Origin of the sequence: Rhodococcus sp. NPDC059179 (assembly GCF_042754885.1) — a bacterium.
GTDB lineage: Bacteria > Actinomycetota > Actinomycetes > Mycobacteriales > Mycobacteriaceae > Rhodococcus_G.
The window spans coordinates 85,315-109,939 of the sequence record NZ_JBHZBV010000008.1 but is presented as its reverse complement, the minus strand read 5'-3'; the positions used below and the strand labels follow the sequence as shown (position 1 = coordinate 109,939).

22 protein-coding genes are annotated in these 24,625 nt (G+C 68.2%); 8 read left to right on the top strand and 14 right to left on the bottom strand.

The genetic code is table 11. The annotated features are described in order from the left end of the window. Window positions 1-27 precede the first annotated feature (27 nt). Both ACFXMV_RS16615 and ACFXMV_RS16610 read right to left on the bottom strand, forming a co-directional pair. Window positions 28-492, bottom strand: coding sequence for a nitroreductase family deazaflavin-dependent oxidoreductase (locus tag ACFXMV_RS16615; RefSeq protein ID WP_378501793.1), 465 nt, complete (start codon window positions 490-492; stop codon window positions 28-30). Between the two features lie 7 nt (window positions 493-499). Next, the gene (locus ACFXMV_RS16610) at window positions 500-1,663 is read right to left on the bottom strand and encodes a steroid 3-ketoacyl-CoA thiolase (RefSeq protein WP_378503346.1); all 1,164 of its coding nucleotides are present in this window, start codon (window positions 1,661-1,663) and stop codon (window positions 500-502) included. Window positions 1,664-1,838: 175 nt separating this feature from the next. Here ACFXMV_RS16610 and ACFXMV_RS16605 point away from each other — a divergent pair, with 175 nt between their 5' ends. Next, window positions 1,839-3,089, top strand: a complete 1,251-nt coding sequence (locus ACFXMV_RS16605) for a cytochrome P450 (protein WP_378502370.1) — start codon at window positions 1,839-1,841, stop codon at window positions 3,087-3,089. Window positions 3,090-3,174: 85 nt separating this feature from the next. On the opposite strand, the gene ACFXMV_RS16600 is transcribed toward ACFXMV_RS16605, so the two are convergent. From ACFXMV_RS16600 to ACFXMV_RS16575, 6 genes are all read right to left on the bottom strand, one after another. Further along, the gene (locus ACFXMV_RS16600) at window positions 3,175-3,804 is read right to left on the bottom strand and encodes a GDSL-type esterase/lipase family protein (protein WP_378503345.1); all 630 of its coding nucleotides are present in this window, start codon (window positions 3,802-3,804) and stop codon (window positions 3,175-3,177) included. A 105-nt stretch (window positions 3,805-3,909) separates the two neighbouring features. Beyond that, window positions 3,910-4,332 carry a nuclear transport factor 2 family protein gene (locus ACFXMV_RS16595; protein WP_378503344.1) on the bottom strand — a complete coding sequence of 141 codons (423 nt, stop codon included), beginning with the start codon at window positions 4,330-4,332 and terminating at the stop codon, window positions 3,910-3,912. 11 nt (window positions 4,333-4,343) lie between these two features. Then, the gene (locus ACFXMV_RS16590) at window positions 4,344-5,207 is read right to left on the bottom strand and encodes a TIGR03619 family F420-dependent LLM class oxidoreductase (protein ID WP_378499993.1); all 864 of its coding nucleotides are present in this window, start codon (window positions 5,205-5,207) and stop codon (window positions 4,344-4,346) included. Window positions 5,208-5,219: 12 nt separating this feature from the next. Then, window positions 5,220-6,395, bottom strand: coding sequence for a thiolase domain-containing protein (locus ACFXMV_RS16585; RefSeq protein ID WP_378503343.1), 1,176 nt, complete (start codon window positions 6,393-6,395; stop codon window positions 5,220-5,222). Beyond that, window positions 6,395-7,462 (bottom strand): thiolase domain-containing protein, encoded by a 1,068-nt coding sequence (locus tag ACFXMV_RS16580; RefSeq protein WP_378499995.1) that lies wholly within the window; start codon window positions 7,460-7,462, stop codon window positions 6,395-6,397. Before ACFXMV_RS16580 ends, ACFXMV_RS16585 begins: the two co-directional genes overlap by 1 nt. Window positions 7,463-7,476: 14 nt before the next feature. Then, the gene (locus tag ACFXMV_RS16575; RefSeq protein WP_378499996.1) at window positions 7,477-8,427 is read right to left on the bottom strand and encodes a Zn-ribbon domain-containing OB-fold protein; all 951 of its coding nucleotides are present in this window, start codon (window positions 8,425-8,427) and stop codon (window positions 7,477-7,479) included. 84 nt (window positions 8,428-8,511) lie between these two features. Between ACFXMV_RS16575 and ACFXMV_RS16570 the strand changes: the two genes are divergently transcribed. From ACFXMV_RS16570 to ACFXMV_RS16560, 3 genes are read left to right on the top strand one after another with little or no spacing between them, the layout of a single operon-like run. Next, the gene (locus ACFXMV_RS16570) at window positions 8,512-9,552 is read left to right on the top strand and encodes an LLM class F420-dependent oxidoreductase (RefSeq protein ID WP_378499997.1); all 1,041 of its coding nucleotides are present in this window, start codon (window positions 8,512-8,514) and stop codon (window positions 9,550-9,552) included. Window positions 9,553-9,601: 49 nt separating this feature from the next. Beyond that, window positions 9,602-10,903 carry an MFS transporter gene (locus tag ACFXMV_RS16565; RefSeq protein ID WP_378499998.1) on the top strand — a complete coding sequence of 434 codons (1,302 nt, stop codon included), beginning with the start codon at window positions 9,602-9,604 and terminating at the stop codon, window positions 10,901-10,903. Then, window positions 10,900-13,683, top strand: coding sequence for a DUF2804 family protein (locus ACFXMV_RS16560; protein WP_378503342.1), 2,784 nt, complete (start codon window positions 10,900-10,902; stop codon window positions 13,681-13,683). Before ACFXMV_RS16565 ends, ACFXMV_RS16560 begins: the two co-directional genes overlap by 4 nt. A gap of 61 nt (window positions 13,684-13,744) precedes the next feature. Here the strand turns inward: ACFXMV_RS16560 and ACFXMV_RS16555 are convergent, their stop codons facing one another. From ACFXMV_RS16555 to ACFXMV_RS16545, 3 genes are all read right to left on the bottom strand, one after another. Further along, window positions 13,745-14,128, bottom strand: a complete 384-nt coding sequence (locus tag ACFXMV_RS16555; protein ID WP_378501057.1) for a VOC family protein — start codon at window positions 14,126-14,128, stop codon at window positions 13,745-13,747. A 64-nt stretch (window positions 14,129-14,192) separates the two neighbouring features. Next, complete coding sequence (locus tag ACFXMV_RS16550) at window positions 14,193-14,912, bottom strand: helix-turn-helix transcriptional regulator (RefSeq protein WP_378501058.1); 720 nt, start codon at window positions 14,910-14,912, stop codon at window positions 14,193-14,195. A gap of 107 nt (window positions 14,913-15,019) precedes the next feature. After that, window positions 15,020-15,844, bottom strand: coding sequence for a crotonase/enoyl-CoA hydratase family protein (locus ACFXMV_RS16545; RefSeq protein WP_378501737.1), 825 nt, complete (start codon window positions 15,842-15,844; stop codon window positions 15,020-15,022). Window positions 15,845-15,923: 79 nt separating this feature from the next. Here ACFXMV_RS16545 and ACFXMV_RS16540 point away from each other — a divergent pair, with 79 nt between their 5' ends. Continuing rightward, on the top strand, window positions 15,924-17,573 hold the full coding sequence (locus ACFXMV_RS16540; RefSeq protein ID WP_378501738.1) for an acyl-CoA synthetase: 1,650 nt from the start codon (window positions 15,924-15,926) through the stop codon (window positions 17,571-17,573). Further along, window positions 17,573-18,688 carry an NAD(P)H-dependent flavin oxidoreductase gene (locus ACFXMV_RS16535; RefSeq protein ID WP_378501739.1) on the top strand — a complete coding sequence of 372 codons (1,116 nt, stop codon included), beginning with the start codon at window positions 17,573-17,575 and terminating at the stop codon, window positions 18,686-18,688. The genes ACFXMV_RS16540 and ACFXMV_RS16535 overlap by 1 nt, the downstream gene beginning before the upstream one ends. A gap of 87 nt (window positions 18,689-18,775) precedes the next feature. On the opposite strand, the gene ACFXMV_RS16530 is transcribed toward ACFXMV_RS16535, so the two are convergent. From ACFXMV_RS16530 to ACFXMV_RS16520, 3 genes are read right to left on the bottom strand one after another with little or no spacing between them, the layout of a single operon-like run. Next, window positions 18,776-20,398 carry a long-chain-fatty-acid--CoA ligase gene (locus ACFXMV_RS16530; RefSeq protein WP_378501110.1) on the bottom strand — a complete coding sequence of 541 codons (1,623 nt, stop codon included), beginning with the start codon at window positions 20,396-20,398 and terminating at the stop codon, window positions 18,776-18,778. 16 nt (window positions 20,399-20,414) lie between these two features. Next, window positions 20,415-21,533 carry an acyl-CoA dehydrogenase family protein gene (locus ACFXMV_RS16525; protein WP_378501111.1) on the bottom strand — a complete coding sequence of 373 codons (1,119 nt, stop codon included), beginning with the start codon at window positions 21,531-21,533 and terminating at the stop codon, window positions 20,415-20,417. A gap of 15 nt (window positions 21,534-21,548) precedes the next feature. Next, window positions 21,549-22,724 (bottom strand): acyl-CoA dehydrogenase family protein, encoded by a 1,176-nt coding sequence (locus tag ACFXMV_RS16520; RefSeq protein ID WP_378503341.1) that lies wholly within the window; start codon window positions 22,722-22,724, stop codon window positions 21,549-21,551. A 225-nt stretch (window positions 22,725-22,949) separates the two neighbouring features. Here ACFXMV_RS16520 and ACFXMV_RS16515 point away from each other — a divergent pair, with 225 nt between their 5' ends. Further along, complete coding sequence (locus ACFXMV_RS16515; RefSeq protein WP_378501113.1) at window positions 22,950-23,141, top strand: ferredoxin; 192 nt, start codon at window positions 22,950-22,952, stop codon at window positions 23,139-23,141. 107 nt (window positions 23,142-23,248) lie between these two features. Beyond that, complete coding sequence (locus tag ACFXMV_RS16510; RefSeq protein WP_378501114.1) at window positions 23,249-24,154, top strand: 3-oxoacyl-ACP reductase; 906 nt, start codon at window positions 23,249-23,251, stop codon at window positions 24,152-24,154. The last annotated feature ends 471 nt before the right edge of the window (window positions 24,155-24,625 follow it).

The window sequence follows — 24,625 nt, the reverse complement described above, 5'->3', positions numbered from 1 at the left end:
TCTCCGGCTTTCAGGCCGGGGAGGATGTCAAGCGCACACGACGACGGGAATCTTCCGGTCCGTCCAGGCCTGGTAGTCGTCGAACTCGGGATACATCGCGACCAGCCGCGGCCAGAGGTCCGCACGCTCGGCCTCGTCCGCCACCCGCGCGACCAGATTCCGGACGTCGGAACGGATCTGGACCGTCACGCTGGGGTTGGCCTTGAGATTGAGATACCAGAGCGGGTTCTTGGGCTGCCCGCCCTGCGAGGCGACCAGCACGATCCGGTCGCCGTCCTCCAGGAAGATCAGCGGGGTCACCCGGGGCTCCCCGGTCTTGCGCCCGGTGGTGGTGAGCAGGCAGATCGGCAGGCCGTGCTTGGCGGCGCTGCCGACCCGCCACTTACCTCCGACGCGGCCACCGGTCCATCGATACGCGCGCACGTTCGACCTCGACATCCACTTGATGACGAAGCGGGTGAACCCGGTATCGAGCAGCGGTGGGCGGTTCATCGTCGGATCAGATCCGCTCGATGATGGTGCCGGTGGCGAGCGCGCCGCCCGCACACATCGAGATCAGCGCGGTCGAGGCATCGCGGCGCTCGAGCTCGTGCAGGGCGGTGGTGATCAGCCGTGAGCCGGTGCTGCCGACGGGGTGGCCGAGGGCGAGCGCGCCGCCGTTGACGTTGACCTTGTCCATGTCCGGGCCGTGCACCCGGGCCCAGGACAGCGCGACGGACGCGAAGGCCTCGTTGACCTCGAACAGGTCCAGGTCGCCGATCTTCATGCCGGCCTTCTCGAGCACCTTGGCGGTGGCCTGGACCGGTCCGTCGAGGTGGAATTCGGGCTCGGCGCCGACGAGCACCTGCGAGACGATCCGGGCGCGCGGCTTGAGGCCGAGGGCCAGGGCGCGGTCGGAGTCCATCAGCAGCACCGCGGCGGCGCCGTCGGAGATCTGAGAGGAGGTGCCCGCGGTGTGGATGCCGCCCTCGATGACCGGCTTGAGCTTGGCGAGCGATTCCGCGGTGGTGTCGCGCAGGCCCTGATCCCGCGAGATCACCGTGGTCTCCTCGGTCGGCAGCTTGTCCTCGCCGATGACGGGGGCGGTCACCGGGAGCACCTCGCGGTCGAACCGCCCTTCCTCCCACGCCTGCTTCGCGAGGGCCTGCGAGCGGACGCCGAGGGCCTCGATGTCGTCGCGGGTGATGCCGCGCCGCTTGGCAATTCGCTCGGCGGCCTCGAACTGGGCGGGCATGTCGATGTCCCACGACGCCGGGCGACGGGGGCCGGCCTCGGTGCCGACGTTGGCGCCGAGCGGCACCTGGCTCATCTGCTCCACACCGCAGGCGATGCCGACGTCGATGGCGCCGGTGGCGATCAGGCCTGCGATCAGGTGGTTGGCCTGCTGTGCGGAGCCGCACTGGCAGTCGATGGTGGTGGCGCCGGTCTGCCAGGGCAGTCCGGCCGCCAGCCAGGCGGTGCGGGTGACGTTGTTGGACTGCGCGCCCGCCTGGGTCACGCAGCCGCCGATGACCTGCTCGACGAGGAGGGGGTCGATGCCCGCCCGCTCGAGCAGTCCGAGCTGAGCCGCGCCCAGGGTCTCCGCCGCGTGCAGGCCGGACAGCCAGCCGCCTCGCTTGCCGATCGGGGTGCGAACTGCCTCGACGATTACTGGTGTGCCCACGGCGGGCTCCTTTCCACGTGTACTACCAAAAAGTAGAACAGGTTCTCCCTGTTGGGCAAGGAGTTGACCCTCAGTTCTTTGCCTAGTCTTTCGCTGATCGAAGCTCTATGCTTCAATCTTTATAGAACGTGTTCCACATCACGCGCGGCGCCGATCGCGATGGCAGGAGACAGCAGTGGCACAGCCCAACATTCCCGCAGGGTTCGACTTTACGGATCCTGACATCTACGCACACCGGGTACCGGTCGAGGAGCTCGCGGAGGTCCGCAAGACCGAGCCGGTGTACTGGGTCGAGCAGCCCGACGGCATCGGTGGCTTCAACGACGGTGGCTACTGGCTGGTCACCAAGCATGCCGACGTCCGGGACGTCTCGATGCGCAGCGATGTGTTCTCCACCTGGGAGAACACCGCGATTCCGCGCTTCGCGGATGACATCCCGCGCGAGAACATCGAGCTGCAGCGCTTCGTGCTGCTGAACAAGGACGCCCCGGAGCACACCAAGCTGCGCAAGCTGGTGTCCCGCGGCTTCACCCCCCGCGCCATCAACGGACTCAAGCAGGAGCTGACCGAGCGCGCCGAGGCGATCGTCAAGGCCGCGGCCGCGGAGGGTAGCGGCGACTTCGTCACCCAGGTTGCCTGTGAGCTGCCGCTGCAGGCCATCGCCGAGCTGATCGGCGTGCCGCAGGAGGACCGCGGCAAGGTCTTCGACTGGTCCAACCAGATGACCGGATACGACGATCCCGAGCTCGACATCGACCCGCAGGCCGCGTCGATGGAGATCCTCGGCTACGCCTACCAGATGGCCGAGGCGCGCAAGGCGAACCCGACCGACGACCTCGTCACCACTCTCGTCGAGGCGGACGTCGACGGCGAGGAGCTCAGTCCGGAGGAGTTCGGGTTCTTCGTGATCCTGCTCGCGGTCGCGGGCAACGAGACCACCCGCAACGCGATCACCCACGGCATGAAGGCCTTCATGGACAACCCCGAGCAGTGGGAGCTGTACAAGAAGGAGCGTCCGAAGACCTCCGCCGACGAGATCATCCGCTGGGCCACCCCGGTGGCGTCCTTCCAGCGCACCGCGCTCGAGGACACCGAGGTCGGTGGCGTGGCGATCAAGAAGGGCCAGCGCGTGGTGATGAACTACGTCGCGGCGAACTTCGACGAGGAGGTGTTCGAGAACGCGGAGAAGTTCGACATCCTCCGCGATCCGAACCCGCACCTGTCCTTCGGTGGCACCGGCGCGCACTACTGCCTGGGTGCCAACCTGGCCCGGATGGAGATCGACCTGATCTTCAACGCGATTGCCGACTTCCTGCCGGACATCGTCGAGGCCGGCGACCCGCGGCGCCTGCGCTCCGGCTGGCTCAACGGCATCAAGGAGTACCAGGTCGACTACAAGACCGGCGGCTGCCCGGTCGCCCACTAGGGCAGTAGACAGACCAATATCATCCGGCAGCGCCGGCGCGAATGACCTTCGCGCCGGCGCTGCCGTTTTGTCGCGGTGGGCTGTCTCAGCCGTGCAGCCAGCTGTCCCAGGCAGGCACCACCAGTTCGGACAGGGCCGCATACCCCTCGGACCGTGGATGGGCGCCGTCGCCGCACCGCACCTGCCGACGCCAGATGTCGTGGTCCACCAGGGTGGTGAACACGTCGACGAAGGCGCAGCCGCGGGACTCGCAGATCTCGCGAAAATCACTGTTGAGTCCCATGATCCGGCGGTTGTGCTCGTCGTCGTGCACGGGCGGCGGGCCGACGAAGAGGATCGGTGCCCGCGGCGGCGCCGAGGCGTCGGTCGCAGCGTCGGCCGCGTCCAGGCAGTGGATCAGGTTCTCGCGTGAGGTCGCGGCCGGGACCCGGGGACCGTCGTCGGTGGCGGTCGCGTCGTTGGCCCCGAACGAGAACACCAGCCGCAGGTCGGTGCCCGGCGGCCGACGCCGCGCGACCTCGTCGCGAAACCGCGCGCGGATGTCGGACGACGTGTCGCGCCTGATCCCCAGGTTGTACCCGGTGACCGGGCGACCGGCCTGCGCGCTGCGGGCCAGCAGGCGGCCGGTCCAGCCGAGCGCGGTCTCGTCGCCGACACCGGCGACGAACGAGTCGCCGATGAAACAGACCCGGAGATCCTCCGGTTGCCTCTGCATGGAAGGTCGTCCTCTCGATCGGTTGTGGGGCGCATTCACCATGCCGTGAAACGGGAACGGCCGCACCTCGATTACGAGGTGCGGCCGTTCCCGCGTGCGTTCGGACTAGAGCTTGACGAGCGTTTTCATCGCGCGCTCGACCTCCCAGAATGCCCGGATCGACTGCAACCTGCCGTCGGGGTTGACGCGATAGACGTACACGCCTTCCGCGTCGATCTGCGCGCCGGCCATCACGGTCCGGATGGTCGCGATGTAGACCATCTCGTCACCGCAGATCAGGGTGTCCCTGACCTGGAACTCCAGCGAATCGGTGTTGGCGATGGTCATGTCGTAGAAACGGCCGATCGCCTCCCGTCCGTGATGGCCCTTGCCCTCGGGGTCGAAACCTGAAGGGCCGACCGGGTCTTCGACCCAGCCGTCCTCGGCGAACAGCGCGAGCCAGTCCTCCTTGCGCTTGCCGCTGGCGGCCGCCTGCGACGCGCGGGACGCGATCGCGGCCGGGTGTTCGGTGGTGGTCTCTGTGGTCATCGTGTGGTCCCTCAGCGGATGTACTTGTCGGCGAACTTGCGGAGCGAGTCCTGCTTGGCCTCGAGGGGAGCGTCGAAGGCGACCCCGTCGAAGATCCACGGCACCACGATGGCATCGGTGATGCCTGCGCCGGCGAGTTCGGCGTAGCCGTCCTTGCCGAAGCGGTCGATGCACACGGCCTGCATCTCGAAAGGCTCATCCGCGCGGCCGTATTCGGCCCGGAGATCGTCGAGCTTGCGCTTCGTCTCGACCAGGTCCTTGAACTTCATCATCGCCGAGGTCCAGCCGTCGCCCACCCGGGCCGCCCGGCGCAGCGCCACGTCGGTGTGTCCGCCGACGTAGAACGGCACCGGCTTGCTCGGTGCCGGACTGATCTGCAGCCGGTCGAAATCGAAGAACTCGCCGTGGAACTCGACCATGCCGCCCGCGAGGGTCAACTTGATGATCTCGATCATCTCGTCGACGCGTGCGCCCCGCTTCTTGAAGGGCACGCCGCACCACTCGAACTCCTCGGGCGCCCAACCGATCCCGACGCCGAAACCGAAGCGGTTCCCGGTCAGGTTCGCCACCGAGCCGACCTGCCGCGCGAGCAGCAGCGGATTACGGGACCCCAGCTTGAGCACGTTCGTGTAGAAGCCGATGGTGGAGGTGGCCGCACCCAGCGCCGCGGCGGCGATCAGCGGATCCACCCACGGAGTCTCGGCGTTCCACATCCGGGAGCCGTCGGGGGTGTACGGGTAGTCCGCTGCCGCCGTCTCCATGTAGAACAGCGAGTCCGGCAGGGCGATATTGGCGAACCCGCACTCCTCGGCGGTCTGCGCGAGCGGGATGAGCTGGTCGAGCGGGCTCATCGCGATGCCTACGGTGAACTTCACGGCGCGTCCCTCCTAGTTGGTCGGGCGGTCGGAGCCGACCACCCACATCGCGAAGTACTGCGAGCCACCGCCGTACGCGTGGCCGAAGGCCTTGCGCGCGCCGTCGACCTGATGGTCACCGGCGCGTTCCATCACCTGCATCGCCGACTCGGCGTACCGGATCATGCCCGATGCACCGATGGGGTTCGACGAGAGCACGCCGCCCGAAGCGTTGACCGGCATCCGCCCGCCGATCGCGGTCTCGCCTGCCTCGGTGAACTTCCAGCCCTCGCCCTCAGCCACGAATCCGAGGTTCTCCAACCACATCGGCTCGAACCACGAGAACGGCACGTAGATCTCGGCCTCGTCGATCTCGGTGAGCGGATCGGTGATGCCCGCGGCCTTCCACAGTGCGGCCGCAGCGTCGCGGCCGGCCTGCGGGTTTGCGACGTTGCGGCCGGCGTACGACAGCGGTTCGGTGCGCATCGCGGTCGCGTGGATCCACGCCACCTTGCGGCCGTCGGCCTCGACGGCCTTCGCAGCGTCCTCGTTGCCGATCACGATGGCGCAGGCGCCGTCCGAGGACGGGCAGGTCTCGTCGAAACGGATCGGGTCCCACAGCATCTGGGACGCCATCACGGACTCGACGGTGATGTCGGCCTGCTTGAGGTGCGCGTACGGGTTCAGTGCACCGTTGCGGCGGTCCTTGACGGCCACCATCGCGCCGATGTGATCGGGGGCGCCCGAGCGGCGGATGTACGAGCGCACGTGCGGGGCGAAGAACCCGCCCGCCCCTGCGCCGACCGGCATCGTGAACGGCACCGGCGTGGACAGCGCCCACATCGCGTTGGACTCGGACTGCTTCTCCCACGACACCGCGAGTACCCGCTTGTGGACGCCGGACTGCACCAGGCTGGTCGCCACATTGCCGGTCGAGGCGCCGACCGATCCTGCGGTGTGCACGCGCAGCAGCGGCTTACCGTTGGCGCCCAACGCATCCGACATCGCGAGTTCCGGCATCATCGACCCCTCGAACAGGTCGGGGGCCTTGCCGATCACGATGGCGTCGATGTCGTCCCAGCCGACGTGGGCGTCGGCCATCGCGCGGTCGACCGCCTCGCGGATCATGCCTGCCATCGTGACGTCGTGGCGCTTGGCGACGTAGTAGGTCTGGCCGGTGCCGAGGACGGCTGCCAATTGCTTCGCCATCAGTTGTTGCGTCCTTCCATGACTGCGACCAGGTTCTGCTGCAGCACAGGGCCACTGGTGGCGTGGGCGAGGGTGCGCTGCGCGTCACCGCTCATGATCTTCTGTGCCGCGTAGCCGATTCGCTCGAGGCCGCCGGAGAACATCGGGTTGCCGGTGAGCGGGCCGCCCGACGGGTTGATCGTGGTGGCATCGGTCAGCCCGATCGCCTCGCGCAGGATGATCTCCTGATGCGTGAAGGGGGCGTGCAGCTCGGCGACGTCGATGTTCGAGACATCACCCCCGGTCGCGGCGCGGGCGGCTGCGGCGGTCGACGGCGACACGGTCAGGTCGCGCGATCCGATGACGGGGGAGTCGATCCGGTGCTCGATCCCGGTGATCCACGCGGGCCGCTCGCACAGCTCGCGGGCACGGTCGCCGCGGGCCAGGATGATCGCGGCCGCACCGTCGGTGATCGGCGCGCAGTCATGCGCGCGCAGCGGGTCCGCGACGTACTCGGACGCCAGCAGCGTCTCGACGTCGACGTCGCCGGAGAACTGCGCGTTCGGGTTGCTCTTCGCAGCGGCGCGGCTGCGCTTGGCGATCTGCGCCATGTCCTCGGCCGTCCACTTGCCTGCCTCGAGCCCGAGCCGGGCCTGCAGGCCTGCCATCGAGACGGAGTCGGGCCACAGCGGGGCGACCAGGTAGGGGTCGGTCTGCATCGCAAGGATCTGCCGGAGGTTGCCCGCCGACGACTTGCCGAAGCCGTACACCAGCGCGGTGTCGACCTCGCCGGTCATGATCTTGACCCAGGCCTCGTACAGCGCCCAGGCGGCGTCCATCTCGACGTGCGACTCGTTGATCGGCGGCACGGCACCGATCGAGTCGATCGCGGAGATGAACGAGAACGAGCGTCCGGCCAGGTAGTCGGACGATCCTGAGCACCAGAAGCCGATGTCGGACTTGGTGATTCCCAGCTCCGAGTACAACTGCTGGAAGCAGGGGACGAGCATCTCGACACCGTTGGTGGTGCCGGTTGTCTCGCGCACATGGGGGGCCTGTGCGAAGCCGACGACTGCAATGTCTGTCATGGTCTTTTCGGCTCCTAGAGGTGGTGCTTGTAGGTGTCGTAGTCCGCGTCCGGCTCACCGCTGGGACGGAAGTGGGAGACGTTCCGGAGTGAGTACACCCACTCCTCCTTCGGCCGCCAGACGGCCTCGACGCGCATGCCCATCCGGACCTCGGCCGGATCGACCTCGAGGATCAGGTGCAGGAACGGGATGTCCGCGCCGTCGAGCAGGACATAGGCCGCGACATACGGGGGCTTGATCGACTGGCCCAGGAACGGGACGTTGACGATGCAGAAGGTCGTGATGACGCCCTTGTCGGACACCTCGACCTGCTCCTTGGTGGGCATGCCGTCGGTGGGGTTCGCGCCGCGCGGAGGCACGTACACCTTGCCGTTGGCGTCGGTGCGGCCACCGATGATCTTGCCCTCCATGAGGCCACGCAGGTAGTAGGTCTCCTCGAACGAGGCGGTGTGCGTGTAGTGCAGGTCGATCGGGGTGACGATGTCGGTGACGGGCTCGCCGCCGGACGGCGCCGGGGCCGACTCGCTCTCGCCGGGTTCGAAGCACGCGATGTCGCGGATGTGTCCGGTGCGCTCGTCGGCCCAGCGGACCCGCACCCGCATGCCCGTACTCATCGCGTCCGCCGATCCGGCGTCGACGGCGTGCAGGATCGACGTGTCGGCGCCGTCCAACTTGACCAGTGCCCACGCGAACGGGTGGCTCAGCGGCTGACCCTCGATGGGATCGGGCATCCACGTCCAGCTGACGACCGTGCCGGTGTCCGAGACGTCGACGAAATCGGTCATCGGCTCGTGGGTGGTGGGATCGAACTCCGTCGGCGGCACGTGGACGCGACCATCGGAGCCTCGGGCGCCAACGACCTTCCGGTCGCGTAGGCCGGTGACGAATGCTCCGATGGTCGGTCCAACGGACCGCGTGTAGTCGAATTTGAGATTTAGTGGTGCCCTCAGGGGCTGCTCGGCCACTTGGGTCTTTTCAGGGGTCACAAAGTCGAGTAGAACAGGTTCTTATTCCACTGGCAATAGTCACTGTTGAACTGGAGGATTTTCGTGAAGCTTGGGTTGCAACTCGGATACTGGGGCGCCCAGCCCCCCGTCAACGCCCAGGAGTTGGTGACCGAGGCCGACACGGCTGGATTCGACGCGGTGTTCTCGGCCGAGTCGTGGGGCAACGACGCGTTCACCCCGTTGGCGTGGTGGGGCTCGAGCACGGAGCGGATCCGGCTCGGCACCTCGGTGGCGCAGCTGTCCGCCAGGACGCCGACCAACTGCGCCATGCACGCGTTGACCCTCGACCACCTCTCCGGCGGCCGGGCGATCCTGGGCCTCGGTGTCTCGGGGCCACAGGTCGTCGAGGGCTGGTACGGCCAGCCGTTCCCGAAGCCGCTGGCGCGCACCCGGGAGTACGTCTCCATCGTCCGACAGGTGCTGGCGAGGGAGGCGGTGGTGACCAACGACGGCCCGCACTATCCGCTGCCGTACACCGGCGATGGGTCCATGGGCCTCGGCAAGCCGCTCAAGCCGATCACCCACCCGCTGCGCGCTGACCTGCCCATCTGGCTCGGCGCCGAGGGCCCGAAGAACGTCGCGCTGACCGCGGAGATCGCGGACGGCTGGCTCGCGATCTATTACACGCCGCGGCTGGCGCCCATGTACAACGAGTGGCTCGACGAGGGCTTCGCGCGGCCGGGTGCCCGGCGCAGCCGCGAGGACTTCGAGGTCGCGGCCACCTGTCAGGTCGTCATCACCGACGACCGCGCGGCGGAGATCGCGAAGCTCAAGCCGATGACCGCGCTGTACGTCGGCGGCATGGGCGCGGCGGAGGTGAATTTCCACGCCCAGGTGTACACCCGGATGGGCTACGGCGACGAGGTCAAGGAGATTCAGCGACTCTTCCTGTCGGGCAAGAAGGAGGAGGCGGTCGCGATGGTGCCGGACGAGATGGTCACCGACACCATGATCATCGGCAACGTCGACGAGGTGCGCACCCAGGTCAAGGAGTGGGAGGACGCGGGCGTCACGATGCTGCTGGTGACCTGTCGCGACGTCGAGCACATGCGCCGGCTCTCGGCGGCGGTCAACCCGGCCTGATTCGGGTGGAACGCGTTGCAGGGGCGGTGCGCGCCACTATGGTCGCGTGATGCACGAACGCCTGGCGGATCGACGCCTCTGGACCTGGGTGGTCCTCCTCGGTCTGACGGGCCAGCTGGCCTGGACGGTCGAGAACATGTACCTCAACGTGTTCGTCTACGACACGATCACCGACTCGCCCGCGGCGCTGGCGACCATCGTCGCGACGAGCGCGGTCGCCGCGACGATCGCGACGCTGCTCGCAGGCGCCGCGTCGGACCGCACCGGTCGGCGACGCGAATTCATCGCGGCGGGCTACGTGCTGTGGGGCGCCTGCACCGCCGGGTTCGGGCTGGTCAGCGTCGACACCGCCGCGTCGTTGCTGCCGATGCTCGATGCGGTCGTCGTCGCGGTGATCGCCATCGTCCTGCTCGACTGCGTGATGAGCGTCCTCGGCTCGACCGCCAACGATGCCGCCTTCAACGCGTGGGTCACCGACTCCACCCACCCCGGCAACCGCGGCCGGGTCGACGGCGTGCTCGCCACGATGCCGCTGCTCGCGATGCTGCTGGTCTTCGGCGCGCTCGACCCGCTGACCAAGGGCGGCCACTGGAGCCTGTTCTTCTCGATCATCGGCGGTGTCACCGCGCTCGTCGGCATCATCGCGTGGTTCGGGCTCCGGGAGCCGCGGCAGCCGCGACCGGGCGGCAGTTACCTGTCCTCGGTCCTGCACGGCCTGCGGCCGAGCACCGTGCGCGGCAACCCGCGGCTGTACGTGGCGCTGCTCGCGTGGGCGATCCTCGGCACGAGCACGCAGGTCTTCCTGCCATACCTGATCATCTACGTCCAGCGCTACCTCGACATCGACGGCTACGCCGTGGTGCTCGCCTCGGTCCTGCTCGGCGCGGCCGTGATCAGCGTCCTCGGCGGCCGGGTGCTGGACCGCGTCGGTCCGTCGCGGGCGATCGCGCCCGTCGCCGCGGTCTACGCCGTCGGGCTTCTCCTGATGTTCCCCGCGCGCGGCATGCTCGCGGTCATCGGCGCCGGGATCGTGATGATGTCGGGGTTCATGCTCGGTGTCGCCGCCATCTCCGCGACCGTCCGCAACCTCACGCCGCCCGACCGGGCCGGGCAGGTGCAGGGGCTGCGGATGATCTTCGCCGTCCTCATCCCGATGGTGATCGGTCCGTTCCTCGGCGCCGCCGTGATCGCCGGTGCCGACGAGACCTTCGTCGACCTGGGCGTCGTGAAGCAGGTGCCGACCCCGTGGATCTTCCCGGCCGCCGCCGTCGTCGTGGCGTTGATCGTCATCCCCGCACTGCTGCTGCGGACCGTGCGGTCCTGGCCCAAGTCTCTGGAGACTGTTTCGTGATCACCGTGTGGGGCGAGGCCCTCGACCCCGACGACGCCCTGCCCGAGTACCCGCGCCCCCAACTGGTGCGCGACTCGTACGTCAACCTCAACGGCAGGTGGGACCACGCCTTCACCCCGTCCGAGGTCACCGAGCGGCCGCGCACGTGGGACGGCGAGATCGTGGTGCCGTTCTCTCCCGAGGCGCCGCTGTCGGGCGTGAACCGCACCCTGCAGCCGGACGAGGCGCTCTGGTATCGCCGCACCGTCGCGCTGCCCGACGGCTTCGTCCGCGATCGGGTGCTGCTGCACTTCGGCGCGGTCGACCAGGACTGCGAGGTCTGGGTCGACGGCACGCGCGTCGGCGCGCATCGAGGCGGCTACCTTCCCTTCACGCTCGACATCACCGACGCCCTCGTCGGAGACAGCCACGAGCTCGTGGTCAGGGTCCGCGACGTCACCGACACGTCCTGGCGCAGCCGGGGGAAGCAGAAGCTCGAACGCGGCGGCATCTGGTACACGCCGCAGTCGGGGATCTGGCAGACCGTCTGGCTCGAGTCGGTTCCACGTGAATGGGTCGAGCAGCTCGTGCTGACACCGCATCTGGCGAGCGGTGAGGTCGAGGTGTGTGTGGTCGCCGGCGGCGACGGTACGGCCGAGGTCGCGGTGAGCGCCGACGGTCGCGAAATCGTCTCCGGGAGCGTCACGGTCGGCGTCCCGACCCGGCTGCGGCTCGGAGACGACGTGCGCCGGTGGTCGCCCGACGACCCCTTCCTCTACGACGTCCAGGTCCGGCTCGGCGACGACCGCGTCTCGAGCTACGTCGGGATGCGCTCGTTCGGGCTCGGCCCCGACGCGTCCGGTCGCACCCGCCTGCTGCTCAACGGTGAGCCCTACCTGCACGCGGGCCTGCTCGACCAGGGGTACTGGCCCGACGGCCTCTACACCCCGCCGTCGGACGAGGCGTTCGTCCACGACATCCGGACGGCCAAGGAACTCGGTTTCACGATGCTGCGCAAGCACATCAAGATCGAGCCGCTGCGCTGGTACCACCACTGCGACCGGCTCGGCATGCTCGTCTGGCAGGACATGGTCAACGGCGGTCGCAGCTACAAGACGGCGGTCGTCACCGCGCCCGTGGTCCTGCCCGTGAAGCTGGACGACTCCCGCTACGCGCTGTTCGGACGTCAGGACGCCGAGGGGCGCACGGAGTTCCAGGGCGAGCTCGACGACACGGTCGCGTTGCTGCGGTCGGTCCCGAGCGTCGCGGCATGGGTGCCGTTCAACGAGGGCTGGGGGCAGTTCGACGCCGTCGCCGCCACCGCGCGGATCAAGGAACTCGACCCGACCCGGCCGGTCGACCACGTCAGCGGTTGGCACGACCAGGGCGGCGGCGACATGGCAAGCCGCCACGTCTATTTCAGGCCGTACCGTCTCTCACGCGCCGACGCCGAGGACGGGCGTGCGTCCGTGCTCTCGGAGTACGGCGGCTACTCCCACCGGGTGTCGGGGCACGTGTGGAACGACCAGGAGTTCGGCTACCGCAAGTACGCCGACCGGGGGTCGTTCGAGCGAGCGTTCCTGCGGCTGCAGCACGCCCAGGTCGGGCCGGCTGTCGAGCAGGGGCTGACGGCCTTCGTCTACACCCAGCTCGCCGACGTGGAGGACGAGACCAACGGACTGATGACCTACGACCGCCGGGTACTCAAGGTAGACACCGAGGCGGTCCGTGCCTCGAACCAGCGGCTGCGGCAGCGGCACGACCACGCGGCCGGAGGTTCCGCGCTGCCGCTGGCCGTGCGGGAACGGGAGATCACCGAGCCGGTCTCGCTGACGCTGCCCGACGGACACCTCAACCCCGATGCAGTCGGATGGACGCGCACGCCGCTGATCACCACCGACGGGATCGGCAGGGGCCGGGTGGGCAAGGGCCGCAACAAGCGCTGGGAATACTGGGCGGTGACCACGCCGACCCACGTGGTCGCGCTCGTGCTCTCCGACATCGATTATGCTGCGGTGCACGGTATCTGGTTGCTCGACCGGACCAGCGGCGAGACGATCTCGTGTGACGCCATAGGCGTGGGTGGGCGTAGCGCCACCCTGCCCGGCACCCTCGGCGCCGGTCCGGCCGGGTCCCGCACCAAGAAGGTGCGGATCGACATCGACGAGGTCGACGGCGGGACGCGGCTGCGGGCTCGCGGCGAGCGGGTGGAGATCGACGTCATCGCCCACCGCCCCGAGGGGCACGAGTGCCTCGGTGTCGTCGTCCCGTGGTCCGACACGCTGTTCCAGTACACGGTCAAGGACGTCGCCCGGCCCGCGACCGGGACCATCCGCGTCGACGGCGTCGCCGCGGACGTGCCTGCGGGTGAGTCCTGGGCGACCCTCGACCACGGCCGAGGCCGCTGGCCGTACTCGGTGCGCTGGAACTGGGGTGCGGGTTCCGGCCGTACCGACGGCAAGGTGGTCGGCATCCAGGTCGGCGGGAAGTGGACGGACGGCACCGGGTCGGTGGAGAACTCACTGGTCGTCGACGGGCACCTGTCGAAGATCAGCGAGGAGCTGGTCTGGACCTACGACAGCGACGACTGGATGGCGCCGTGGCGGATCGCCGGTGACACAGTCGATCTCACCTTCATGCCGTTCCATTTGAAGAAGTCCGTCACCGACTTCAAGGTCTTCTCCGCCAAGACGCACCAGTGCTTCGGCCACTGGTCCGGGAAGGTGCAGGACGACACGGGCAGCTGGGTGCGGGTCGAGGACGTCGTCGGCTGGGCCGAGGACGTCCACAACCGCTGGTGAGGTCGCAGCCCCGTGCCGGACGATTCGCGTGATGCGCCTGCCGCCGTGGCAGCGAGCCTCGCTAGCGGGGTTCGGCCGTGGGCCGGGTGAACAGGTTGACCAGGTTCCCATCAGGGTCGCGGAACATCGCTGACCGGTTGCCCCATGGCATCGTGGTCGGCTTGAGGACGATGACGTCCAGCGCCGGCTGCAGGCGAGTGAACTCCGCGTCGACGTCCGCGACGAGGAACTCGATGATGACCGAGTCGTTGCGGCCCGGCTGTGGGGCATGCTCGCCGAGCATTGCGACGGTCGCCACGCTGCCGATCGCGAGCGCCCCAGCGGCGGTGCGGAATTCGGCGAACACGGGAGCAGGTCGGAGCGCGGGCATTCCTGTCACGAGCTCATAGAATCGGGCGAGGCGTTCGATGTCGTCGGTGATGATGCGGGTCGATGCGAAGTCCATGGTGATCCTTTCGTGCGGGTCGTTCGACCCGATGCCGCCATGGTGCGCCGCGCCCGCGACAACGTTATGTCGGTGTTTCAGAAACTCCCGTACCGGTCCTGACGGAGCGGAGGGTGCCGTAGGCGATGTCGAGGTCGTCTGCTCGGAGTGATCGGCGAGGCGCCCGCTCGCCGGTCGTCTCCGCCGACATCACGCGATCACCTCGGAACGCGCGAATGCCGTCGCGAAGCCGGCACCAGCCGATCAGGTACCAGTCCCGCCCCTTCCCGACATAACCGAGGGGCTCGACATCGCGAAGCGTGTCGGCGCCGTCCCGATCCCGGTACGCGATCCGCAGCACGTTCCCCGAAGGGAGAGCGCCCGCGAGTTCAGCCGGGGCAACCGAGACGGGGCCGTCGTCGAGCAGGTGGATGCGTGATGCGAGCTCCGCAGTCTCGTGGAGCGTGCGCTGATCCATCACCGCCACGACTTTGCGTAGCGCGGAGGTTGCAGCGGCGCGGAAGGGGCTCGTGGTGAGCATGCCCAGTGCGATGGTGACGGCGAGCGCTTCGTCGACGGTGAACCCGAGCGGGGCGAGCGTGTGCGACGTGTCGATGCAGTAGCCGCCCGTCCGGCCGGGTTCCGCCCAGATGGGCACCCCTGCTTGTTGCAACGCCGACAGGTCCCGTTCGATCGTGCGGGTGCTCACCTCGAACTGTTCCGCGAGCCGTCGGGCGCTGCGCGGGCGCGGGGCAACGGCGCGAAGCTCCTCGACCAGCGCGTACAGCCGGTCGGTGCGATTCATACGCCGACCCTACTCGTGGTCTCCTGGCGGTCACGTGGCAAGCAAAACCCCGACGACCGAGTGCTGTGTCGTCGGGGTCGGCATGTCGATGCCGGTGTGCGGGTCCGCTACTTGCCCTGGAACTTCGGCGCGCGCTTCTCGGCGAACGAGCGGGGGCCTTCCTTGGCGTCGTCGCTCTTGAACACCGCGGCACCGATCTCGGCCTCGAGCTTGAAGGCATCTTCCTCGTGCATGCCCTCGGTGACGCGGATGGTCTTGAGGATCGCCTGGACGGCGATCGGGCCGTTGGCGGCGATGGCGTCGGCGATCTCGAGTGCCTTGGTCAGTGCCTGCCCGTCGGGGACGACGTGGCCGATCAGGCCGAGCTCCTTGGCCTCGGGTGCCGGGACATTCCGGCCGGTGAGCAGGATTTCGGCGGCGACGGTGTAGGGGATCTGGCGCACCAGACGGACCGCGGAGCCGCCGAGCGGGAACAGTCCCAGCCGTGCCTCGGAGACGCCGAACTTGGCGCTCTCGCCTGCCACGCGGATGTCGGTGCCCTGCAGGATCTCGGTGCCTCCGGCGATGGCCGCGCCCTCGACTGCGGCGATCAACGGCTTGGTCAGTCGGCGACCCTTGAGCAGGGCAGGCAGCTTGGTCAGGTCCATGCCGCCCTTGCCGAACCGGTCGCCGGGAGCGTTCTTGTTCATTGCCTTGAGGTCCATGCCCGCGCAGAACGTGCCGCCTGCGCCGGTCAGGATGGCGACGCGGATGTCAGGATCGTTGTCGACCTGGTCCCAGGCCGAGGTCATGATCGACATCATCTCGCCGGAGAGGGCGTTGCGGGCCTCCGGCCTGTTCATCGTGACGATGAGGACGTGGCCGCGCTTCTCGACGAGGCAGTGCGGCGACTGTTCCGAAATGTCGGAAATCTCGGCTGTGGTGGAGGACACTCTCGGCTCCCGATATCGTGTGAGTTGAGTCTCACATTGGCTCTTGCCAGAAACGGTAACACGTTCTACTTTGATGGGCGTGGCCCTAAATATCGCAGACTTCGTTGAGCACTCCATCGACCTGAACCCCGAGCGCGTGGCGCTGCTGGACGGGCGTCGCGAGTTCACCTATGCACAGTTCGAGGACCGGACCAACCGGCTGGCCCACTACCTGCTGGATCACGGCGTCAAGCCGGGCGACAAGGTGGGCATCTACTCGCGTAACACCATCGAGGCGATCGAGGCCATGGTGGCGGTGTTCAAGGCGCGTGCGGTGATGGTGAACATCAACTTCCGTTACGTCGAGAACGAGTTGCAGTACATCTTCGAGAACTCGGACATGGCCGCGCTCGTGGTCGAGCGTCGCTACGCCGACAAGGTCGCGAACGTGCTGCCGAACACCCCGCTGGTGAAGACGGTCGTCGTGGTCGAGGACGGCAGCAGCGACCTGGACTACGCCGGGTTCGGTGGCGTCGAGTACGAGGAGGCCCTCGCGCAGTCCTCGCCCGAACGCGACTTCGGCGAGCGCAGCGGCGACGACATCTTCATGCTCTACACCGGCGGCACCACCGGTATGCCCAAGGGCGTCATGTGGCGGCAGGAGGACTGGTGGCGGGTGCTCGGTGGCGGCGTCAACTTCGTCACCGGCGAGCGTGTTGAGGACGAGTGGCAGATCGCGAAGGTCGGTGCCGCGAACCCCGCGATGGTGCGGTTCCCGATCCCGCCGATGATCCACGGCGGTGCCCAGGCCGCGGTATTCCACAGCCTCTTCGGTGGCGGCACCCTGGCGCTGCACCCCGAGTTCGACGCACACACGGTGTGGCAGGTCATCGACCGGCACAAGGTCAACCTCATCTTCATCACCGGCGACGCGATGGCCCGCCCCATGCTCGACGCGCTCAAGGAAGGCAACCCGGAAACCGGTGAGCCGTACGATCTCTCGTCGCTGTACGTGCTGGCTTCCAGCGCGGCGTTGTTCTCGCCCGCGCTCAAGGAGGAGTTCCTCGAGCTGCTGCCGAACCGCCTGATCACAGACTCCATCGGCTCCTCCGAGACCGGATTCGGCGGCCTGGCCACCATCACCAAGGGTTTCGAGCACACCGGCGGACCGCGGGTGAAGATCGACGCCGCGACCGTCGTCCTCGACGACGACGGCAACCCGGTCGAGCCCGGTTCCGGCACCGTCGGGCTCCTCGCGCGCAGCGGTCACATCCCGCTCGGCTACTACAAGGACGAGAAGAAGACCGCGGAGACCTTCAAGGTCTACAACGGGATTCGCTACTCGATCCCCGGCGACTACGCCACGGTCGAGGAGGACGGCACCGTCACGATGCTCGGCCGCGGCTCGGTCTCGATCAACAGCGGCGGCGAGAAGATCTACCCCGAGGAGGTCGAGGGTGCGGTGAAGGCGCACCCCGAGGTCTTCGACACTCTGGTCGTCGGCGTGCCGGACGAGAGGTTCGGTCAGCGGGTCGTCGCGGTCGTCGCCACCCGGGATGGCGCCCGCCCGAGCATGAACGACATCGTCGCAGCGGCCCGCAAGGAGATCGCCGGATACAAGGTGCCGCGCAGCGTGTGGTTCGTCGACGAGATCAAGCGGTCGCCGGCAGGTAAGCCCGACTACAAGTGGGCCAAGGGCGAGACCGAGTCCCGCGAGGCGGACGACCACTACACGAGTGGAAACGCTTGATGCGCAACGAACTCGCCGAGAAGTTCGGCATCGCGTACCCGATCTTCGCCTTCACCCCGTCCGAGCATGTGGCGGCCGCGGTGTCGCGGGCGGGTGGACTCGGGGTGCTGGGCTGCGTGCGGTTCAACGACCCGGACGAGCTCGAGGCGACCCTCGCCTGGATGGACGAGAACACCGACGGCAAGCCGTACGGCGTCGACATCGTGATGCCTGCCAAGGTGCCGACCGAGGGTGCCGCCGTCGATCTGGACAAGCTGATCCCGGCCGAGCACCGTGCGTTCGTCAACCGCACGCTCGACGAGCTGGGCGTGCCGCCGCTGTCGGACGACGTCGAGCACGCCACCGGTGTGCTTGGCTGGCTGCACTCCGTCGCCCGCGCGCAGGTCGATGTGGCGCTCCGGCACCGTCCGGCGCTGATCGCGAACGCGCTCGGGTCGCCGCCGAAGGACATCATCGACGAGGCGCACGCGCACGGGGTGCCGGTCGCCGCTCTGGCGGGCGCGGTCTCCCACGCGCTCAGCCACGTCGACAACGGCGTCGACATCGTCATCGCCCAGGGCTACGAGGCGGGCGGCCACACCGGCGAGATCGCCTCGATGGTCCTGGTGCCCGAGATCGTCGACGCGGTGGGCGATACCGCCACCGTGCTGGCGGCTGGCGGGATCGGCAGCGGTCGGCAGATCGCCGCGGCCATGAGCCTCGGAGCCTCCGGCGTGTGGATGGGTTCGTACTGGCTCACCGCCGAGGAGTACAAGCTGGGCAGCGCATCGGGCGAGGGCCCGTCCGCGATCCAGCGCGCGCTGCTCGACGCGACGTCCTCGGACACCGTGCGCTCGCGCATCTACTCCGGCAAGCCTGCCCGTCTGCTCAAGACCAAGTGGACCGACGCGTGGTCGAAGCCGGGCGCACCGGACGCACTGCCGATGCCGCTGCAGAATCTGCTGGTCAGCGAGGCGCACCAGCGGATCGTCGCCTCGGAGAACCCCGAGGTGGTGGCGATGCCAGCAGGCCAGATCGTCGGGCGGATGAACGAGATCCGGCCGGTCGCCGATTCGATGGCCGACCTGGTCGCCGAGTTCGAGGCGACCGTCGCGCGACTGGAGAAGCTCAAGTAGCAGTGCACAAGCGGAAGGCCGGGTACGTCGATGACGTACCCGGCCTTCTGTTTGTGCAGACGAACTTTCAGGATCCGGTCGCGACGGTCAGCGCTGGAGCTCGGCGTCGAGCTTCGCCCGCAACTCCGGGGTGACCGGCTCGAACTCGGAACTGCCCGGCGCGCGGAACCAGACCGGGTCGGCGGCGTTCCAGCGTTCCGCGCTGAGCGAGCGGGCGAGCACCTTGTACGTCGCGGTCTTCGGCAGGTCCGCGGCGACGCGGACGAAGCTAGGTAGCTGCTTCGGGCCGAGATCGGTCTGGGCGCTGAGGAACTCGGCGAAGTCGCCGATGTCGAAGCCATCGGTAGGGACCAGTGCGACCGCGACCCGGTCGCCGACCTGGGGATCGGGGACCGCGTAGGCGGCGACCTCGCTCACCCGCGGATGCCTGCCGAGGATGTTCTCGATCGGTGCGGTGCCGAGGTTCTCCCCGTCGACCCGCATCCAGCCGGAACTGCGGCCGGCGAAGTAGACGAAGCCGTCGGTGTCGCGGTAGCCGAGGTCGCCGCTCCAGTACTGGCCACCCCGGACCCGCTCGGCCTCGGCCTCGGGGTTCTTGTAGTAGCCGGCGAAACTGCCGGTACCGGCCGTGTTCACCAATTCGCCGGTTGCCTGGTCGGCGTTGAGGATGTGTCCGTTCGCATCGAATTCAGCGGGCGGGCAAGGGGTTCCGGTTTCCGGGTCGAGGACCTCGATGCCGGCGGGAAGCAGGCCGAGCGCACCGGTGGGGGTGCCGGGGCTGCGGGAGATCAGCACACCGCCCTCGGTGGAGCCGAATCCGTCGACCACCCGGGCACCGAACCGACGTCCGAACTCCTCGATGGCCGACGGTGATCCCTCGTTGCCGTAGAGCACCTTGAGGGGGTTGTCGGCATCGTCCTCGCGTTCGGGAGTGGCCAGCACGTACGCGAGCGGCTTGCCGACGTAGTGCGCGAACGTCACGTTGAAGCGTCGGACATCCGGAATGAACTGCGACGCAGAGAACTTGCTGCGCAGCGCGAGGTTTCCGCCGGCAGCGAGTGCGATCGCCCAGCACGCCATCACGGCGCCCGAATGGAACAGTGGCATCGAGGCGTACGCGGTGTCGTGGCTGGTCAGGCCGAACCGCTCCGCGAGCATGACCCCTGGCCCCGCGACCATTCGATGCGTCACGCGAACGGCCTTCGGGTCTCCGCTGGTGCCGGAGGTGAAGATCAGCATGAACAGGTCGTCGCCTGCGGCTCGGCAATCAGGTGCGGAACTGTTGCGGTGAGTTGCAAGTAGTTCCGGCCACTGGGGGCCGTCGACGGTGAGCACCCGGACACCGTCCAGATCGAGCCCGTCGAGCAGTGCGAGCTTCGAGGAATCGGTGACGACCAACTGGCAGTCGGCTCGGGCGATGTCGCCGGCCAGCGCAGGGCCGCGGCGGGTGGGGTTCAGTCCGACCAGGACGGTGCCGCCGATCGCCGTGGCACCGAGCAGCAGCGAGAACTCCGGCACGTTGTCCAGCAGCACCCCGACGTGTCGGGGTGCTGCCGGATCGAGCAACGAGTCCAGCGCGGCCGCGATGTCCGTGCTGAGTGCGACGTGCTCCGACCACGGAATCCGGCGGTCCTCGAACAGGATTCCGTGATCGTGGTCGTCGCGAAGCCGCAGCAGCAGATCGGTGACGGTGGGCGTGGGGGTCGTCATGGGGTGCAGCCTAGGGTCAGGCAGGCACGTCGGCCAGCGCCTGTCCCAGTCTGCGCAACTGCTCGGTCGCCGAGCCGAGCGCGAACTCGTTGTGCTTGGCGGCCAGGAAGTAGCGGTGCACGGGATGGTCGCGGTCGAGGCCGACGCCGCCGTGGACGTGGATGACGGTGTGCGAGACGCGGTGACCGGCATCGGCCGCCCAGAACTTGGCGGTGCGGACCTCTTCCTCGGCGGGCAGGTTCTCGCTGAGCCGCCAGGCGGCCTGCCAGAGCGTCGACCGGACGCCCTTGACGTCGATGAAGGCATCGGCGAGGCGCTGGGCCACGGCCTGGAAGCTGCCGATCGGGCGGTCGAACTGCACCCGCTCGCGGGCGTACTCCGCGACCAGTTCCAGGGACCGCTCCAGGGTGCCGAGCTGGGTCGCACTCAGCGCGACCGCGGCGCGGGCCAGGATCGAGTCGAGGACCTCGGCGCCGCGCTCGGTGCCGCCGAGGACCTGGTCGGTGCCGACGAGGGCCCCGGACAGCTCCACGAGCGACTCGGCGCTGTAGTCGGTGGTGAGCTGGCGCTCGACGCGCACGCCCGGGTTGGACGGCTCGACCAGGAAGACCGCGACGCCCTCCGGGGTGATCGCCGGTACCAGGATGACGTCCGCGAAGGCGGCGGCGGGCACGGTGATCTTGGTGCCGGTGATCGACCAGCCGTCGGCGGTGCGCTCGGCGCGGGTGACCGGCTGGGCGGGATCGAGGTTGAGTTCCTCGGCGAGCGCGACGGTGAGGACGAGCTCGCCTGCGCCTGCCCGGCGAGCGAGGTCGCGCTGCGCCTCGTCGCCGTACTCGGCCAGCGCGGACGCGGCCAACACGATCGAGCTCAGGTACGGCACGGGGGAGAGGGTGCGGCCGAGCTCCTGCAGCACGCTGCTCTGCTCGAGGATGCCGAATCCGCCGCCACCGACCGCTTCCGGCAGCGCCGCGGCGAGCACGCCCGCGTCGGCGAGCGCTTGCCAGAGCTTGTCGTCGAAGCGGTCCTGCGCGGCGTCGAGTTCGCGGAGGCGGTCGTTGGTGGTCAGCTTCTCGGCGATGCTCCGGGTCAGCTGTTCGAGGTCCTGCTGGGCCTCGGTACGTGTGAAGTCCATGAATGGTTCCTTTGCTCAGCGCTTGGCGGGCGGCTGGCCCAGCGCGGTCATGGCGAGGATGTCGCGCTGCACCTCGTTGGTGCCGCCGCCGAAGGTGAGGATCAGCGAGGAGCGGTGCATCCGCTCGACGCGTCCGCGCAGCACCGCGCCTGCGGAGTCCTGGCGCAGGTAGGCCAGCGGTCCGAGGACCTCCATCAACAGCCGGTATGCCTCGGTCGCGAACTCGGTGCCGAATACCTTGCACGCGGAGGCGTCACCCTTGCTCGGGGCGTGCGCGGACGCGACCTCCCAGTTCAGCAGCTTGAGGTACTCGGTCTTGGCGTGCACCCGAGCGAGGTTGATCTGCACCCACTCCTGGTCGATGACCCGGCTGCCGTTCGCCATCTTGGTGTTCTGTGCCCACTCGACCGTCTGCCGCAGCGCGCCCTGGATCGGTGCGGCGGAGACCAGCGCGACCCGCTCGTGGTTGAGCTGGTTGGTCATCAGCGACCAGCCGCCGTTCTCCTCGCCGACCAGCGCGGTCGAGGGGACCCGCACGTCCTGGTAGTAGGTGGCGCTGGTGTCCGGGCCTGCCATGGTGTGCACGGGCGTGTAGGAGAAGCCCTCCGCGGTGGTCGGCACGATGAGCATGCTGATGCCCTTGTGCTTCTTGGCGGCGGGATCGGTGCGGACGGCGAGCCACACGTAGTCGGCGTAGGCGATCAGGCTGGTCCACATCTTCTGACCGTTGATGACGTAGTCGTCACCGTCCTTGACCGCGGTGGTGCGCAGGCTGGCGAGGTCGGTGCCCGCTCCGGGCTCGGAGTAGCCGATCGAGAAGTGCAGCTCACCCGAGGAGATCTTGGGCAGGAAGAACTTCTTCTGCTCCTCGGAGCCGTAGTGCATGATCGTCGGCGCGACGGAGTTGATGGTGAGGAACGGCACCGGGGCGCCTGCGATCGCGGCCTCGTCGGTGAAGATCAGCTGGTCGAGGGCCGACCGCTCCTGTCCGCCGTACTCCCTGGGCCAGCCGAGGGTGAGCCAGCCGTCCCTGCCCATCTCGCGCACGACGTCGCGGTAGACGGTGCCGGATCCGTACTCGCCGGACTGGGCGCTGAGCGCTTCGCGACGCTCGGGAGTGATGAGCTTCGCGAAATAGGCGCGGAGCTCCTCCCGCAGCTTCTGCTGCTCGGCGCTGTAGGTGATGTGCATCGGTACCTCTCAGCTCTCTGACACAGGTTCTAGTGAAGTTTGGTGCGCCATCTCGTTGCGATTGGTGGCGTGCGCGAGACGTGTTTTCGGCCCGTCACTACGGGTTTTTCGCATCATTGCACAGGAGTGGAACGGGTTCTAGTCTTATGCTGGATCTGCCCGCGGGTCCAGCCCATAGTCCCGCGTGCCGCAGACGTCGATTCGAACGAGAAGTGAGGTTCATTCATGGAGGTCAAGGTCGATAGGGATCGCTGTGAGGCGAACGGTGTCTGCGTGGGTATCGCGCCCGACATCTTCGATCTGACGGACGACGACGAGCTGGTGATCACGCAGCCCGGCGACGATGCCGATTCGGTGGCCAAGATGGAGGAGTCGGTCGCCCAGTGCCCGCGCGCGGCGCTGACCATCGAGCGCTAACTGTCCTTGCCGCAAATAGGAACACGTTCTAGAGTGAGCGCCGTCACGGATGTGGCGGCGGAACCCGCTCTGGGGGCCGCATTCGAATCACGAAGGCAGTGGTGAGTTTGACTAGTCGCGAGGTAAGTCTGGACGGCAAGGTCGCAATCGTGACCGGTGGCGCGTCGGGTCTCGGCAAGGCGGAGGCGCTCGGCCTCGCCAGGGCGGGCGCGAATGTCGTCATCAACGATCTGGTGGCCAACGAGAACGCCGATGCGGTCCTCGACGAGATCGCGACCCTCGGCGGCAAGGCGGTGTTCGTCGCGGGCGACATCGGCGAGCGCGCCACGGCCGACGCGTTGATGGAGGCCGCTCAGCAGGCCGGCGGCGTCGACATCGTGGTCAACAACGCGGGCATCGTCCGGGACAAGATGCTCTTCAGCATGTCCGACGAGGACTGGGATCTGGTTCTCAAGGTTCACCTGCGCGGCCATTTCCTGCTGTGCCGCAACGCGGCGGTGCACTGGCGGGCGGAGTCGAAGGCGGCCGGGGCGCCGGTCTACGGCCGCCTGATCAACACGTCCTCCGAAGCGGGCCTGCTCGGCCCGGCCGGGCAGCCGAACTACGGTGCGGCCAAGGCGGGCATCACCGCGCTCACCCTGTCCGCCGCGCGCGGGCTCGAGCGCTACGGCGTCCGCGCCAACGCGATCTGCCCGCGGGCGCGCACGGCGATGACCGAGAACGTCTTCGGCGACGCCCCCGCGGACGGCACCGACCCGCTCTCGCCCGAGCATGTCGTGAACCTGGTGTCGTACCTGGCCTCGCCCGCTGCCGACGCCATCAACGGCCAGGTCTTCATCGTCTACGGGCCGATGGTGGCGCTGATGGCCGCACCGGTCGTGGAGCAGCGCTTCGATTCGCCGGACACCGTGTGGAGCCCCGAGGGCCTCGCGGACTCGCTCGGTGGCTACTTCGAGGGGCGCGACCCGGCGAGGATGTTCGCGGCGACCGCTGCGGTCAAATCGCTCGGCTGATCGGAGAGAAACGCCCGGATTTCGTCCCGCAGATAGTTCGGCTGGGTGAAGATGGTCTCCGGTGTGGGGTTTTGACCTGCTCCAATGCAGTGAGTACGTGTTCTAGATTTCCGCGTGTCCGGGTGGGGTGGGGACGAATCCCGGAGTGGTCGCGGCGAGCGCCCGAGTGGCCGAACGAGCGTGGGGGAGAACCTTCGCACTTGTGTGGATACTCGATGTCGTCGTCGATGACCATCGGGTTTCACAATGCACCTGAGTGATGAAAGACAAAGGGAGTCAACGTGGCCGGATGCCGCGTGCTCGGAGGTGGTCTCCGAGCACGCGGCTCCGGTCGCGCCGAACCGGGCCGGCTCGGACTCGCTGAACGCGAGTCCAGTGCCGCCGGGTCCGCTCTCCCGGCGGTACGAGTTGACCAGCATCGATGCGTCCGGAGGCGAACACCTTTGACAGGTGAACACGTTCTAGTTAGTA

Excerpts from the sequence above, each read along its gene's own strand:
- ACFXMV_RS16525 (WP_378501111.1), bottom strand. The coding sequence starts at position 21,533 with ATGGACTTCACACGTACCGAGGCCCAGCAGGACCTCGAACAGCTGACC.
- ACFXMV_RS16520 (WP_378503341.1), bottom strand. The coding sequence starts at position 22,724 with ATGCACATCACCTACAGCGCCGAGCAGCAGAAGCTGCGGGAGGAGCTC.
- ACFXMV_RS16550 (WP_378501058.1), bottom strand. The coding sequence starts at position 14,912 with ATGAATCGCACCGACCGGCTGTACGCGCTGGTCGAGGAGCTTCGCGCC.
- ACFXMV_RS16580 (WP_378499995.1), bottom strand. The coding sequence starts at position 7,462 with ATGACAGACATTGCAGTCGTCGGCTTCGCACAGGCCCCCCATGTGCGC.
- ACFXMV_RS16535 (WP_378501739.1), top strand. The coding sequence starts at position 17,573 with ATGCGCAACGAACTCGCCGAGAAGTTCGGCATCGCGTACCCGATCTTC.
- ACFXMV_RS16530 (WP_378501110.1), bottom strand. The coding sequence starts at position 20,398 with ATGACGACCCCCACGCCCACCGTCACCGATCTGCTGCTGCGGCTTCGC.
- ACFXMV_RS16615 (WP_378501793.1), bottom strand. The coding sequence starts at position 492 with ATGAACCGCCCACCGCTGCTCGATACCGGGTTCACCCGCTTCGTCATC.
- ACFXMV_RS16585 (WP_378503343.1), bottom strand. The coding sequence starts at position 6,395 with ATGGCGAAGCAATTGGCAGCCGTCCTCGGCACCGGCCAGACCTACTAC.
- ACFXMV_RS16600 (WP_378503345.1), bottom strand. The coding sequence starts at position 3,804 with ATGCAGAGGCAACCGGAGGATCTCCGGGTCTGTTTCATCGGCGACTCG.
- ACFXMV_RS16515 (WP_378501113.1), top strand. The coding sequence starts at position 22,950 with ATGGAGGTCAAGGTCGATAGGGATCGCTGTGAGGCGAACGGTGTCTGC.
- ACFXMV_RS16555 (WP_378501057.1), bottom strand. The coding sequence starts at position 14,128 with ATGGACTTCGCATCGACCCGCATCATCACCGACGACATCGAACGCCTC.
- ACFXMV_RS16595 (WP_378503344.1), bottom strand. The coding sequence starts at position 4,332 with ATGACCACAGAGACCACCACCGAACACCCGGCCGCGATCGCGTCCCGC.
- ACFXMV_RS16565 (WP_378499998.1), top strand. The coding sequence starts at position 9,602 with ATGCACGAACGCCTGGCGGATCGACGCCTCTGGACCTGGGTGGTCCTC.